The sequence below is a fragment of the Paenalcaligenes sp. Me52 genome (assembly GCF_050487965.1).
Classification (GTDB): domain Bacteria; phylum Pseudomonadota; class Gammaproteobacteria; order Burkholderiales; family Burkholderiaceae_B; genus Paenalcaligenes.
Genome location: NZ_JBKQFO010000001.1, coordinates 1,346,956 through 1,360,843, shown reverse-complemented (window position 1 = coordinate 1,360,843; position 13,888 = coordinate 1,346,956). Strand labels below are relative to the sequence as shown.

Sequence of the window (13,888 nt, the reverse complement as noted above, 5' to 3'; positions counted from 1 at the left end):
AATAAGTGCTAAGAATCTCGCTGACCGACTCGGCTGAGAATAGCTTTCAAATCCAGACTGCCTGTATCGCTACGTTCCAGAATCACACTGCGCTCAATATCGCGTAAATGTGAATCCATCCATTGCTGAGCGGCTTCCATATCCTTCTCACGCAATAACTTCAAAATCTCTTTATGCTGACTAGGCGGACAACTGCATGACTGTGAGCCGCCAAAGGTAGCAATCACTAGCGATGTTCTGGCTACTAAATCCTCCAAAATATCGGCCACCACATCATTGCCGGACAATCGTGCTAACCGTATGTGGAATTGGCCCGATAGAAAAATAGATTGGCGCCTATTTTGGCTCTGCACAGCTTGGTCTTCTTGATGAGCAATATCTTCGATCTCTTGCCAACTTTCTTCCGTGGCATTTTTTAGTACACACGGCAGCGCACCCACTTCAATCATGCGTCGCGCCGCAAACAGATCTCTGGCTTCTTTGATACTGGGCTGAGCCACTGAAGCACCGTGATGCATACGTATATCCACCAATTTGTCATGCGCTAACGACTGAAATACCTTGCGTATGCTGGTTCTACTCACCCCATAACTTTCGGCCAATACATCTTCTGGCAGCCTAGTACCTGGCTCCAGATGATGTTCAACAATGGCCTGATACAGGTGCTCGTAGATAGCCTCATCTTTGCTTTCACGTCGTTTCAAACTTGAAGGTTTGATCACTGACGACACCTTACGTTTGGCGTCACTCATAGCCGTCCTTTATATGCTTTCAGTTATGCAGATCATTCAAACAACCACCTGTACAAACTGATATTTTCATGATTTCTATAACTGCTAGTTTATAGTTGTATACGATGTTGTATACAAAAATATCTTGAGTATTTACCCTAAACAAAAAATAAAATCGTTATATTTCAATCAATTAACAAAAACCACATAATTCGCAAGCGTAGAAATAGACGCAAAACCACGTAAATAACCACCATTTCATGTACAACATCAAAAACAATATCAATGTCCTAACGCACAACACCTGATTGAACGAGCCGCTATAGATGCCATGCCTATAGCCGCAAAAAAGCCCGCATAATGCGGGCTTGTTACGCGCTACAAAAACGACCTATTACTCAGTGTCACTCACCAACTGCCCCTGATCCGCCAACAGAGGCAAACGCTCATTCAACACTTCCACAAATGCTTGTGCCGCAGCACTTAAAGGCTGACGACGCAGTTGCAGCACACCCAACAAGCGTCGCAAACTGCTACCTGCTACAGGCCTATATTCCAGCCCTTCGCAAGACGCTGCCTGTAAGGTAGATAGCGGCAAGACGGCTACCCCCAACCCCGCCCGCACCATACTGATGGCCGTAGACAAATACGCCACTTCACAGGCAATTTCTATATCCACACCTTCGGCCTCTAACGCACGGTGTACCGACTGACGAACACTAGACCCTCTGGAGGTCAGCACATGCGGGTACTGCGTCAGTTGCTTCCAACTTGGGCAAGTCTCTTGTTGCAACGGATGCTCTGGCGGAAAAAACACCACCATTTGATCTTCCATTAACGGCGTAAACGCGAGCGTTCTATCCCGGTTCCCCCACGGGCCTAAGCCTATGTCCACCTGCTCTTCACGCACCAGCGTAATGATGCTGTCTGCTGACACGTCATCAATTTGTATATCTATACCCGGATAACGCTGCCTATAAGTACGCATCACCTCGGGCAACCACGCTGCCGCGATAGATGGCAACGACGCAATGGCTAACCTACCACTTTTGAGATCAGCAATATCTTGCCCCTGCTGCACCGCCCCATCAAACTCATCCAAAATACGTTGCATAGCAGGTAATAACCGGCGCCCAGCTTCGGTTAACGAGACTTGCCGCCTATCTCTATCAAACAAACGGGTGCCCAACTCGTCTTCCAACTGCTTGATCTGTACCGTGAGCGCAGGCTGAGACACATGCAACTGACCTGCTGCCTGCGTAAAGCTAGAGTGTCTTGCCACCGCCAAAAATGCCCGTATGTGTCTAAAACCTTGCTTCATTTGAAAAACAAATCACAGAGATAATAAAAATTCAATTTTCTAATAATAGCGCCAATCGTATGCTTGGGGCACGTCCGCTTCACGCCTTGCGAGCCAGAAAGCGGTCTTAACCAAGAAGCCTGCTTATAGTCAGGCCGTTATTTTCAGGAGACATCCTATGCTCGCTCTGCTTGGGCTATTAACTGTACTGGTGCTACTAGCCGGTATTATGAGTAACCGCCTTTCCCCCTTGGTGGCCTTAATTGCCATCCCTGTGGTTGCCGCATTAATTGGTGGCTTCGCCCCTGAGCTGGGCGGTTTTATGGTCAATGGCGTGAAAAACATTGCTCCCGTCGCGGGTATGTTTGTATTTGCCATTCTGTTTTTTGGCATTCTGACGGATGCCGGCACCTTAGACCCCATCATTAATCGCATTCTGAGAATCGTCGGCAACAACCCCGTGCGTATCGTCATGGGTACGGCAGTATTGGCTGCTATTGTGCACTTAGATGGCTCGGGCGCCGTGACCTTTATGGTGACTATTCCTGCCCTACTTCCTCTATACGAGCGCTTAAACATAGACCGACGCATCTTGGCATGCGTGGTAGCTATGGCTGCCGGTGTAGGCAATATGCTGCCGTGGGGTGGCCCTGTATTGCGTGCCGCCGCCGCATTGCAAGTACCAGTCATGGACTTGTACCTACCTTTGCTACCTGTACAGTTAACCGGCTTTGCCTTTGTGCTGCTGTGTGCATGGTGGTTGGGTAAACGCGCCAGTACCTCGGTAGATTTCCAAAGCGTGGCCTCAGGCCATGCCACGGTAATCCCCGCAGCGGAAAACAAAGAAAGTACCCCAGAAAACGACGTACGTCGTCCCCATTTATTTTGGATCAACATCGCACTGATCATTGTGGTGATTGGCACCATGATCTCTAGCCTGCTTGAGCCTGTAGTGTGCTTTATGCTGGGTACCATCATTGCCTTACTGATTAACTACCCTAACTCTAAACAACAACGCGAACGTATTGATGCGCACTCCAAAGCTGCCCTATTAATGGCCAGCGTGCTGTTTGCTGCGGGTGTGTTCACTGGCATTATGAACGGTACCGGCATGCTTAAAGCCATGGCTACTTTTGCTGCCGACCACATTCCCTCTAGCGCTGCTACTCACCTGCCTTTCTTGCTGGGTTTGGTCTCCCCCCCTTAAGCTTGCTGTTTGATCCTGACTCCTTCTACTTCGGTGTCATGCCTGTACTGGGTCAAGTGGTACAAGCACATGGTGGCTCAGCAATAGAAGTGGCCTACGCTGCAACCATGGGCCAAATGACAGTGGGCTTCCCTATCAGCCCCCTCACACCAGCCACTTTCTTACTCGTGGGCTTATGCAAAATTGAACTGGGTGCGCACCAACGCTTCACCATACCCTTCCTCATGGCTACCTCTATCTTGATGACCTTCGTTGCCGTGGCCTTGGGTTTGTTCCCCCTTTAACGTGCGAGAGTATTTGTCATGACTAACGCCCACTCTTCTTACCTACGCTTAGGTTCAGGTGCCGGTTACTCTGGTGACCGCATCGACCCGGCTGTAGAGCTGGCCCGCGATGGGCAGATTGATTATTTGATTTTTGAATGCTTGGCGGAACGCACCATCGCCTTGGCACAGCAAGAACGCCTGCATCATCCAGACAAAGGCTATGACCCTTTGCTAACCGATCGCATGCAAAGTGTGCTGCCTTTAATGTTTGATACTGATGGTCAACGGCGCTTTAGAATTATCAGCAACATGGGGGCAGCCAACCCCATTGCTGCCGCTAAACACGTCAGCCACATTGCTAAAACACTAGGCTTACATGGCCTAAAAGTAGCCGCCGTTGTAGGCGACGATGTACTAGAGCAAATACGCACCAGCAACGACCTGCTGGATAACGGTCAAACCCCAGCACAGTTGGGAGATAAGCTGGTATCGGCCAATGCGTATTTGGGTGCAGCGGGCATGGTAGAAGCCATAGAGGCAGGCGCAGACATCATACTGACCGGCCGAGTTGCTGACCCCGCCCTTTTCCTTGCGCCGTTAATCGCTGAATTTAAATGGTCATGGAACGACTGGGAAAAACTGGGCACCGGTACCTTGGTAGGCCACTTATTAGAATGCGCAGGCCAAGTCAGCGGTGGCTACTTTGCAGACCCTGGCGTCAAAGACGTGAAGAACTTGGCAAGGCTAGGTTTCCCCATTGCCCAAGTATCTGCCGACGGCAACGTGATCATCACCAAAGTCAAAGGATCAGGCGGTCAAATCACCGTACAAACCTGCACCGAACAACTGCTGTACGAAATTCACGACCCCAGCCGCTACCTCACCCCTGATGTCATCGCCGATTTTTCTAAGGTGCGCTTTACCGAACAGGCTGTAGATGAAATCCACGCCGAAGGCGCATACGGCCAAGAAAAGTCTGGTTTATTCAAAGTGAGCGTAGGCTACTTAGACGGCTACTTGGGTGAAGGACAACTTTCCTACGGCGGCCCTAATGCCTTGGCACGCGCCACGCTAGCGAGAGACATCGTGCTAGAGCGCATCGCCATATTAGGGCTAGAGGTAGAGGACTTACGCGCTGAACTCATCGGCATGAACTCCCTTTACGGCAATGCACAACCACCTGCCACAACAGAGCCACAAGAGCTACGCTTACGCATTGCCGGCCGCTGTGCCAACCCCGCCCACGCTAAACAACTGGGCAATGAAGTTGAGGCCCTATACACCAACGGCCCAGCCGGCGGAGGTGGCGCGAGCAAGTCTACTCGCCAAGTGGTTGCGGTTGCCTCGTTGCTATGGCCATCAGACCGTATTCCTCATGCCGTACATATGGAGACCGTGGAATGAAACTACACCAACTTGCTCACTCCCGTACTGGCGACAAAGGGGATACCTCTAACATATCGGTCATCGCTTATGATGCCCAAGACTACGACTACTTATGCCAACAACTTAGCCCTGAACGTGTGCAAGCACATCTGCAAGGCTTAATGCCCGAAGTACCACCAGCAGAGTGGCGCATCACACGCTACGAGCTGCCACAACTGCAGGCACTGAACTTTGTGATTTCAGGCGTGCTACGCGGTGGCGTGACTAGATCTACTGCCTTAGATGCGCATGGAAAAAGCTTAAGCAGCTTGATGTTGGATCTAGAACTAACTGAAAGATAAATACAAGGTGGCGTTAAGCCACCTTTTTTATTGCCCCGCCCTAGGCACTTCGCTAACCCCTGCTTAAAAGTTACCGCATATTACTCCTGAAGAACGACCATATTTTTAACGCTACTATTAAAGGCGGGCTACATGCCTTCAGCGAAAAATAACAATGCAGGAGCAACACAGCATGACAGCAGACATTGCGGTAGTTTTGGGTTTAGCTTTCATAGCCATTATTTTATTTGCCACGGAAAAGCTCAGAATAGATGCTATTGCCTTATTGGTGTTAGGCACTCTAGCCATTCTAGGGTTGATCTCCCCTGAACAAGCGGTAGCGGGGTTTAGCAATGCCGCCACCATTACTGTCGCTGCCATGTTCGTACTGGCAGCCGGTCTGCAAAACAGCGGTGCGCTATCCGGCATTGGTGACTTATTAAGCAAAGCCAAATCCCCCTTTCAGTTTCTTCTTGTTCTCTTTCTGATTCTGGCTGCCATTGCCCCTTTCGTAAACAATACTGCCGTAGTTGCCGTCTTTATCCCCATTGTGATGACGGCTACCGCGCGCATAGGCATGTCGGCCTCTAAAGCCCTTATCCCGTTATCGTATGTGTCACAAATGGCGGGGGTATGTACGCTAGTAGGTACATCAACCAACCTATTAGTAAACGCCATTGCCCGCGACATGGGGCACCCAGGCTTTAGCATGTTTGAATTCACCTCCTTAGGGGTGATTTGCATGGCCGTAGGCTGTGTGTACCTGCTGACTGTAGGGCGCTGGTTATTACCAGACACTCGTGGTAGCGAACTGGTAGAAGAATACGAACTGGGCAAATACATCACCGAATTGCGCGTCATGCCCGACTCATCCTTAATTGGGCAATCCGTTGGCGACGCCAAACTGGGTGAAGAATACGGTGTATTTGTACTAGAGCTATTACGCGATGGGCGTAAAGTCTGGGGACCACGTGAGCAAAAACTAGAGCAAGACGACATCTTACTGGCCCGCGGAGACTGGACACAGCTAGACGAACTACGCAAGCAAACAGGTCTAGAAGTAGACCCTCAATTCAAACTAGAACAAAAATCCTTTGAACAAGTGGAGCAAGTGCTCACCGAGGTGATGATTGCACCACGCTCGCGTATTAGTGGCGGCACATTGAGCGCCTTAGGCCATGTTGGCTGGTACAAAAACGTGACTGTACTTGGCATCCATAGACGCGGACAAGTACTGCGCGAACAGCTTAAAACCGTACGTTTACGGGTAGGTGACATACTGCTATTGCTCATCCCTGAGTCTGAAAAATCCGACCTACGTGCCGACAAAAATCTCATCGTATTGTCTGAGCGTGAAGCAGAGAAAAAAATGGGCTGGCGCGCGCCTTTTGCCTTACTCACTATGGCACTAGTCATTGCCCTTCCCGCCCTAGGCTGGGTGCCCATTAGCATCACCTCATTACTAGGTGCTGTTGCCATGACACTGGCGGGCTGCTTACAAGCTGATGAAGTTTACGACTCTATAGACTGGCGCATCATTATCCTCATGGCAGGTTTATTACCACTGGGGATGGCCATGAGCGAAACGGGTGCCGCCGCCTTTTTAGTAGAGAACACCGTAGGTTTAGTGCAGTCCTACGGGCCATTAACCGTGTTGGCGGTGGTGTACTTAATGGCATTATTACTCACCGAGTTCATGAGTAATGCCGCCGCTGCCGTGCTACTTACCCCCATCGGTATGTCCACTGCACAAATGCTAGATGTAGATGCCACCCCCTTCCTTATCGCGGTCACCTTTGCAGCCTCTACAAGCTTTGCTACCCCAGTAGGCTATCAAACCAACACCATGGTGTATGGTGCTGGCGGCTATAAATTCACGGATTTCATTAAGGTGGGCTTGCCACTGAACTTGCTGTTCTGGGTATTAGGCGTCGTCTTTATTCCAGTGTTTTGGCCTTTTTAACCCTGCTCACGTTGCAACAATTGCGTAGCGGGCACTGTGACGCGCTGGCCATTTTCAACCACTACTATCGCTGTCGTGGTTTGAATGGCGATGTGTTTGGCCGACTCAGCCGCTCGCTGCAACGCTATGAAAGAGGCTGGTAAGTCCGGGTTGCCTGCTTGGTCTAGGTTAAGCGTACTGCTACGCCCTGCCTCTCCCCACTCCAGCAGCCTAGGCGGATGCACAGAGTTATCATAAAGCACCCAGTCATCCACATGGTGACGGTACTGCTGCGTCAAGTTTTTAATACCAGCTTCGAAACGCCTACGTATTACCGCTTCTGGAATATGGTGCCCGCCTTGACGCACACGTTGCGCGACACGCTCTACTGCCATATCCGCTTGCGGCAAACCTAGAAAGTACAAACTGACGCGATAGCCTTGCGCCCGCCACTGCGGAATATGACGGATGTAGCCCTGACCTGACAACGTGGTTTCTATTGCAAAGCTTTGGTTTTGTTCTACTGCCTGCGCCACCTCGTCCAGCATCAAGCGCCCTGCTTTTATCGCTACCGTCTCTGGTGCAAAAGGTGATAAACCCGCCGCGATTAAGTCCGCATTAATAAAACGCAAAACACCCGCTTCCGCAGGTAAGAAAGCACGGGCAAACGTGGTCTTCCCTGCTCCATTTGGTCCTGCCAAGATAAGGATTTTTTTGTTGCTCGTTGTCATCGCTGCATCCATATGACTAGTAGAACAAAATTTATACCATGCCTCAGCACAAGAGACTCAGCAACGATCTACCAACACAAAAAAGCCAGAACCCAGCACAAACTGGATTCTGGCTTTAGGCCGTAACTTCTCTCACACTCATTGTTGAGGAGAAGTTACTAAGCAGGCTTCTCTACAACGACTATTACTTACCCGCCAACTCTTTACGGATAATTTCTGCACCGGCGCTTAGTGCGTGCATTTTGCCGCGCGCTACATTACGTGGCAGTGGAGCCATACCGCAGTTGGTGGATGGGTACAGGTTCTCTGCATCTACAAACTGCAAGGCTTTACGCAAGGTGTTGGCGACTTCTTCTGGCGTTTCAATGTTGTTAGTAGCCACATCAATCGCCCCTACCATCACTTTCTTGCCGCGAATCAGTTCAATCAAATCCATTGGTACGTGCGAGTTTTGGCACTCCAAGGACACGATATCAATCTTAGATTGCTGCAGTTTAGGGAAAGACTCTTCGTACTGGCGCCACTCAGAACCCAGTGTTTTCTTCCAGTCGGTATTGGCTTTAATGCCATAGCCATAACAAATGTGCACGGCTGTTTCGCATTTCAGACCTTCGATAGCGCGTTCCAGAGTAGCAATACCCCACTCATTTACTTCATCAAAGAACACGTTAAAAGCAGGCTCATCAAACTGGATAATATCCACACCAGCAGCTTCCAGCTCTTTAGCTTCTTGGTTCAGAATTTTGGCGAATTCCCATGCCAGTTTCTCGCGGCTTTTGTAGTGGTTATCGTAAAGCGTGTCGATCATGGTCATAGGACCAGGCAACGCCCATTTGATAGGCTGTTTGGTCAATTGACGCAGGAATTTAGCGTCTTCAACAAACACCGGTTTAGTGCGCGATACGGCACTTACTACGGTAGGAACGCTTGCATCGTAACGGTCACGGATTCTAACGGTTTCACGTTTCTCGAAATCCACACCCGCTAAGTGCTCAATAAAAGTAGTCACAAAGTGCTGACGAGTTTGCTCACCATCACTAATGATGTCGATGCCAGCATGCTCTTGTTCTTTTAGAGCCAAACGCAGTGCATCTTGTTTACCTTCAACTAGCTCATCACCCTCTAGTTTCCAAGGGGACCACAGTTTCTCTGGCTCAGCCAGCCAAGACGGTTTAGGCAGGCTGCCTGCAGTAGACGTGGGTAACAGTTTTTTCATAATAGATGTCGTCGTTTTTATCGTTAATCAAAGAGCGTAGTTGGTCGCCCATTGTTCCAGAATAGCTTTGTATGGCTTGATGAATTTTTCTTCAGTGAACTTACCTTGCTCAACAGCCAATTGGCTACGCTCTTCTCTATCGTAGACAATTTGCGTGAAGGAGTGGTCTTGGTTCGTCAAGCGCGGTTGGTAAACCTTCCCTGCAGCAGAGTTCGCATTGTAAATTTCAGGGCGGTAAATACGCTGGAACGTTTCCATCGTACTGATAGTACTAATAAGCTCAAGATTTGTGTAATCGTTAAGCAAATCGCCACTGAAATAAAAGGCAAACGGTGCTGCACTGTTTTTAGGCATAAAGTACCTAACCTTCAAACCCATCTTCTCGAAGTACTGATCGGTAGAAGAAAATTCATCCTGCCTGTATTCCACACCCAGTATAGGATGAGAGTTCTCAGTGCGGTGATAAGTCTTGCTACTGGATACGCTTAAGCAAATAACGGGAGCTTTGCTGAAGTTCTCTTTATAAGTATCAGAGTTCACGAAATACTGGAACAGTTTCCCGTGCAAGTCACCAAAGCCTTCTGGCATGCTAAAACCATTTTTATTCTTATTGTGTTCTAGCAGCACAACGCTGAAATCGTAATCGCGTACGTAAGACGAGAAGTTATTCCCCACGATCCCTTCAATGCGTTGATTCGTCTTATGATCCACCACATTGGTTTTCAGTATTTCAATCACAGGAAAAGTCGAACCGTTGCCTTCAACATCAAGATCAACCGACACAATATCCAACTCAATGGAGTAACGGTCACCATTTGGGTTATCCCAATCCGCTAAGTTATTGAAACGGTTATTCATCATTTTCAGAGTGTTGAGCAAGTTTTCTTTTCTGCTCTCGCCTCTGGCCAAGTTTGCGAAGTTGGTGGTGATGCGCGTATTGTCAGAAGGATGGTAGTTCTCATCAAATCTGAGCGTCTTAATACTAAAGGCAAACTCTTTACTCATTTTCTTCTTGAACCCTAAATTTATTAGCCAAACCCTAATCGGGTTTTATGCGTATCCGGCGATTGAGTTAATGTGATTACTCTCATTGAACTAGTAGGTGTACTCATTTCGTGATGTACAGTCAGAAAACCCTAGGCAACTACGCCAAGTTTTTCTGCGAAAACCACTCCTTATTTGTCTACACCCTGCGCGTAACGCGGCAACGGCGACATGCACTGACTTCACAGGCAAGAACAAGGAGAGACATGCATTGTAGGTAAGCCAACCAATGAAGTAAAATGGCTTTATCTCACCTATTGATGAATATTATTCATAACATGTTAGAACGCATCCATTTAGCCATCGTGCAGCAAGTAGAACAGCAAGGTTCCTTAACCGCCGCCGCAGGCGTACTGCATGTTACGCAGTCTGCGCTCAGCCACAGCATGCGTAAGCTAGAGCAACAATTAGGCACTGAAATTTGGCGACGCGAAGGTCGTAGCCTACAGCTCACACAGGCCGGACAATATCTATTAGCCGTGGCCAACCGTGTGCTACCACAGTTGGATTTAGCCGAAGAAAGGTTGCAACAGTTTGCTCAAGGCGAGCGAGGTTCTTTGCGTATAGGTATGGAATGCCATCCCTGCTACCAATGGCTACTGAAGATCGTGGCACCGTACCTCAGCGCTTGGCCCGATGTGGATGTGGACGTAAAACAAAAATTCCAATTTAGTGGCATTGGTGCGCTCTATGGTTATGAGGTAGACCTACTCGTCACGCCTGATCCTATCTACAAACCCGGCCTCACCTTTGAACCGGTGTTTGACTACGAACAAGTGCTGGTGGTCGCTAAAGGGCATTCTCTTGCCAACGAGACGTACGTCAAGCCGCACCACATCACCAAAGAGGTACTGATCACCTACCCGGTGGATGTAGATCGTCTCGATATTTACAACCATTTTCTACTACCCGCTGGCGTCACCCCTAAACGCCACAAGACCATAGAAACCACGGATATCATGCTGCAAATGGTGGCAAGTGGCCGTGGCGTAGCTGCCCTGCCGCGCTGGTTAGTAGAAGAATATGCAGAAAAACTCGCTATAGTGCCGGTGCGCTTAGGGCCTAAAGGGATTGCCAAGCACATTTACTTAGGCGCACGAGAGACAGATACTGCCATTGATTATGTACGAGCATTTATAGAGTTGGCGCGCGGCCCGTCTACTACGGTATCAGGCTAGCCTAAACCCGTTGATTAATGGTACAAAACAGCCCATCTCACTCTAACTGCACACTACCTAAACTCTGGCTCCCTTATGCACATTAACATCCAAGAATTCCCGCGTGTCTGGTTCTCAAACATCGCCCCCTCTAACTGGCAACAAGAACTGGAAGCCCTACTCGCTAAAGGCCAGCGCTTTGTACTACTCACACGTGAGCTGCCTGGTGCTAATGAGGAACAAGCCAAGGCCCAAGAAGAATTCGGACAATGGGTAAAAGAGAATCACCGCAATTTTCGTAACACCTGCGCTGGCTGTGTGGTCGTCGTCAATAACGCGTTACTCGCTTTTTCTATAGGCTTTTTTGTAGCGCCCTTAAGTAAGAAGCTAGGTATTCCAGTACTGGTAGCGCAAGAAGATAATTTAGACGAACAAGTTGCCACCTGTTTAGCAGCTAACACGACTACCGAAAACACCTAAAAAATAGCCCAGCCTGCAACTTTATGTAGGCTGGGCAGTCTTAGTAGAGTCTGTTTTTATCCTTGCTGTAATACCGTTGATTCTACCTACACCTTCATCCGATTTACCTCCGGTATTAGCCGGTCCAATACTACGCCGACTAGAACCACAGCGTTTGGTTTTATGGCTAGTAGGCAGTGAGCCTTTATCGTTAAGTCTATTACTCAAGCCTGCTGGCGCAGCCTCTCAGCGTCTTGATCTGGACGACACACACTGCCGTATTGTGCCTATAGGCCTGCACGCCCACATACATTTGATAGATGTGGAGCTGGATAGCCCGCTACCCAGCGAAACGGTGATTCACTATGACCTCATTACCCGTGCAGCCGATGGTCAGGAACAAGGCATAGCAAACTGGGCTCCTCATCTACTGCACGATGGTGAGCCACTGCCTAGCATGGAGCTGTCTACTCGTACTGACAACATTATGTTTGGCTCCTGCCGCAAGCCGCACCATGCGTCTAAAGATGGCCTTGCTCACGCAGATAGCGTCTTAGCCCCACACATTGCTGACTCACAAGCCAGACCTGCCTTGTTAATGCTGTGCGGCGATCAAGTTTATGCCGATGATGTGGCGGGCCCCATGCTGGCCACCATACATGCGTTGATTCAGCGCTTAGGATTGTTTGGTGAGTACTTAGAGGGTGCCGTAGTGTCAGACAGTGACGCACTGTATCGCCACCCAGCTAGCTACTACCAACGAGCGGATTTACTGCCCGCTTTTAAATCCAATGAAGACCTACGCGAACGTTTTTTTGGTGGCGTAGAAAAACCCATCTTCACTACCAGCAGTGCACATAACCACCTTGTCACACTCGCCGAAGTACTGGCCATGTACTTGCTGGTATGGTCGCCCATACCGTGGCGAATCATCCCCGACGTACAGGTGCCGCCATTCGACCCAAAACATCAAAACCGGTGGCAGAAAGAACTACAAGCCTTGGAGGTTTTTAGGCAAGAGCTTCCTCGCGCTGCGCGTACCTTAGCGCATCTACAAACGTTAATGATTTTTGATGATCACGACGTTACTGACGACTGGAACCTGTCCGCCAAGTGGGAAAGCACCGCTTATGGTCATCCTTTTTCGCGACGTATAGTGGGCAATGCGCTGGCCGCCTATATGCTGTGCCAAGGCTGGGGCAATAGGCCCGAAGTCTTTCAAAACGTGCTGGATGATGTTACGAGTTGGACATCGACCACGGATGAGCATCATAGATTAGCGCCCCAAACCCAAGACGCCATCATCACGCAATTACTGGCTTTCCAGCAATGGGATTATGTACTGCGAACCCAACCCACGCTGATTGTGCTGGACACCCGTACACGACGCTGGCACAGACGCAGCTTGCCCAATAGGCCATCGGGTTTGATGGATTGGGAGTCGCTAATAGAGTTGCAGCATGAACTGCTGGATGAGCGCTCGGCCATTATTGTTTCGCCCACCCCTATGTTCGGCGTCAAGTTGATTGAGGTCATACAAAGCATTTGTACCTATGCTGGCTTTGCGCTAACAGTCGATGCCGAAAACTGGATGGCGCACCCTGGAGCCGCCAATACCATGCTGAATATATTTAGGCACTCACGCACCCCCGGCAACTATGTGATCTTGTCTGGCGACGTGCACTATTCCTTTGCCTACGACGTCAAAGTACGCCACAGCAAAGAAATGCCGCATATCTGGCAGATCACCAGCAGTGGCATCAAAAATGAATTCCCACGCAGGCTCTTAGACTGGCTAGATAGACTCAACCGTTGGCTCTACTCACCACGCTCCCCTCTAAACTGGTTTACCCAGCGCCGCGACCTCAGCATCACCCCTAGGCTACCCGATCAGCGTAAGCGCGGTGAGCGCGTGTGGAATGGTTCGGGAATGGGACAAATCTGGCTGGACGAGCAAGGTCGTCCAGCGCGGATTTTGCAGCACAATGCTGACGGGACACCTGCTACGGAGTTTTTGCCTACGGAATCTGAAAGTTAAACAACGCTGTTACGTAAAAAAGCCCGCTTTATGCGGGCTTTTTCTTCTAAGGCACCAAGCTTCAGTGCCTTAGATAGACAAACGCTAGGTT

Annotated in this window: 10 protein-coding genes and 2 pseudogenes; 7 read left to right on the top strand and 5 right to left on the bottom strand. The window is 49.5% G+C overall.

What is annotated here, in order from left to right; genetic code table 11:
* Positions 1-8: 8 nt before the first annotated feature.
* Together ACLO87_RS06390 and ACLO87_RS06385 are read right to left on the bottom strand one after the other, a co-directional pair.
* Entirely contained in the window at positions 9-752 is a 744-nt protein-coding gene (locus ACLO87_RS06390; protein WP_135864771.1) for a GntR family transcriptional regulator, read from the bottom strand.
* Positions 753-1,125: 373 nt separating this feature from the next.
* Positions 1,126-2,052: a LysR family transcriptional regulator gene (locus tag ACLO87_RS06385; RefSeq protein ID WP_430223099.1), complete on the bottom strand. Its 927-nt coding sequence runs from the start codon at positions 2,050-2,052 to the stop codon at positions 1,126-1,128.
* A gap of 157 nt (positions 2,053-2,209) precedes the next feature.
* Here ACLO87_RS06385 and ACLO87_RS06380 point away from each other — a divergent pair.
* The 4 genes and pseudogenes from ACLO87_RS06380 to ACLO87_RS06365 all read left to right on the top strand — a co-directional run bounded on the left by ACLO87_RS06380 (position 2,210) and on the right by ACLO87_RS06365 (position 7,173).
* Positions 2,210-3,522, top strand: a pseudogene (locus ACLO87_RS06380) (CitMHS family transporter).
* 18 nt (positions 3,523-3,540) lie between these two features.
* Positions 3,541-4,908: an acyclic terpene utilization AtuA family protein gene (locus ACLO87_RS06375; RefSeq protein WP_430223098.1), complete on the top strand. Its 1,368-nt coding sequence runs from the start codon at positions 3,541-3,543 to the stop codon at positions 4,906-4,908.
* Positions 4,905-5,231: an AtuA-related protein gene (locus ACLO87_RS06370; protein ID WP_430223097.1), complete on the top strand. Its 327-nt coding sequence runs from the start codon at positions 4,905-4,907 to the stop codon at positions 5,229-5,231. The genes ACLO87_RS06375 and ACLO87_RS06370 overlap by 4 nt, the downstream gene beginning before the upstream one ends.
* A gap of 172 nt (positions 5,232-5,403) precedes the next feature.
* The gene (locus tag ACLO87_RS06365; protein WP_135864877.1) at positions 5,404-7,173 is read left to right on the top strand and encodes an SLC13 family permease; all 1,770 of its coding nucleotides are present in this window, start codon (positions 5,404-5,406) and stop codon (positions 7,171-7,173) included.
* Between the two features lie 191 nt (positions 7,174-7,364).
* Here ACLO87_RS06365 and ACLO87_RS06360 read toward each other — a convergent pair.
* The 3 genes and pseudogenes from ACLO87_RS06360 to ACLO87_RS06350 form a co-directional block, all read right to left on the bottom strand.
* Positions 7,365-7,895, bottom strand: a pseudogene (locus ACLO87_RS06360) (zeta toxin family protein); the annotation flags it as partial.
* Positions 7,896-8,067: 172 nt separating this feature from the next.
* Entirely contained in the window at positions 8,068-9,099 is a 1,032-nt protein-coding gene (locus ACLO87_RS06355; protein ID WP_135864881.1) for a methionine synthase, read from the bottom strand.
* A gap of 27 nt (positions 9,100-9,126) precedes the next feature.
* On the bottom strand, positions 9,127-10,104 hold the full coding sequence (locus ACLO87_RS06350; protein ID WP_430223096.1) for a DUF1852 domain-containing protein: 978 nt from the start codon (positions 10,102-10,104) through the stop codon (positions 9,127-9,129).
* Between the two features lie 317 nt (positions 10,105-10,421).
* Here ACLO87_RS06350 and ACLO87_RS06345 point away from each other — a divergent pair, with 317 nt between their 5' ends.
* The 3 genes from ACLO87_RS06345 to ACLO87_RS06335 all read left to right on the top strand — a co-directional run bounded on the left by ACLO87_RS06345 (position 10,422) and on the right by ACLO87_RS06335 (position 13,797).
* Positions 10,422-11,321 carry a LysR family transcriptional regulator gene (locus ACLO87_RS06345; RefSeq protein WP_430223730.1) on the top strand — a complete coding sequence of 300 codons (900 nt, stop codon included), beginning with the start codon at positions 10,422-10,424 and terminating at the stop codon, positions 11,319-11,321.
* Positions 11,322-11,396: 75 nt separating this feature from the next.
* Entirely contained in the window at positions 11,397-11,780 is a 384-nt protein-coding gene (locus tag ACLO87_RS06340) for a hypothetical protein (protein WP_430223095.1), read from the top strand.
* 76 nt (positions 11,781-11,856) lie between these two features.
* Entirely contained in the window at positions 11,857-13,797 is a 1,941-nt protein-coding gene (locus ACLO87_RS06335) for a metallophosphoesterase family protein (protein ID WP_430223094.1), read from the top strand.
* Positions 13,798-13,888: the final 91 nt, after the last annotated feature.

Excerpts from the sequence above, each read along its gene's own strand:
- ACLO87_RS06365 (WP_135864877.1), top strand. The coding sequence starts at position 5,404 with ATGACAGCAGACATTGCGGTAGTTTTGGGTTTAGCTTTCATAGCCATT.
- ACLO87_RS06385 (WP_430223099.1), bottom strand. The coding sequence starts at position 2,052 with ATGAAGCAAGGTTTTAGACACATACGGGCATTTTTGGCGGTGGCAAGA.
- ACLO87_RS06370 (WP_430223097.1), top strand. The coding sequence starts at position 4,905 with ATGAAACTACACCAACTTGCTCACTCCCGTACTGGCGACAAAGGGGAT.
- ACLO87_RS06355 (WP_135864881.1), bottom strand. The coding sequence starts at position 9,099 with ATGAAAAAACTGTTACCCACGTCTACTGCAGGCAGCCTGCCTAAACCG.
- ACLO87_RS06340 (WP_430223095.1), top strand. The coding sequence starts at position 11,397 with ATGCACATTAACATCCAAGAATTCCCGCGTGTCTGGTTCTCAAACATC.
- ACLO87_RS06375 (WP_430223098.1), top strand. The coding sequence starts at position 3,541 with ATGACTAACGCCCACTCTTCTTACCTACGCTTAGGTTCAGGTGCCGGT.
- ACLO87_RS06345 (WP_430223730.1), top strand. The coding sequence starts at position 10,422 with ATGTTAGAACGCATCCATTTAGCCATCGTGCAGCAAGTAGAACAGCAA.
- ACLO87_RS06390 (WP_135864771.1), bottom strand. The coding sequence starts at position 752 with ATGAGTGACGCCAAACGTAAGGTGTCGTCAGTGATCAAACCTTCAAGT.
- ACLO87_RS06350 (WP_430223096.1), bottom strand. The coding sequence starts at position 10,104 with ATGAGTAAAGAGTTTGCCTTTAGTATTAAGACGCTCAGATTTGATGAG.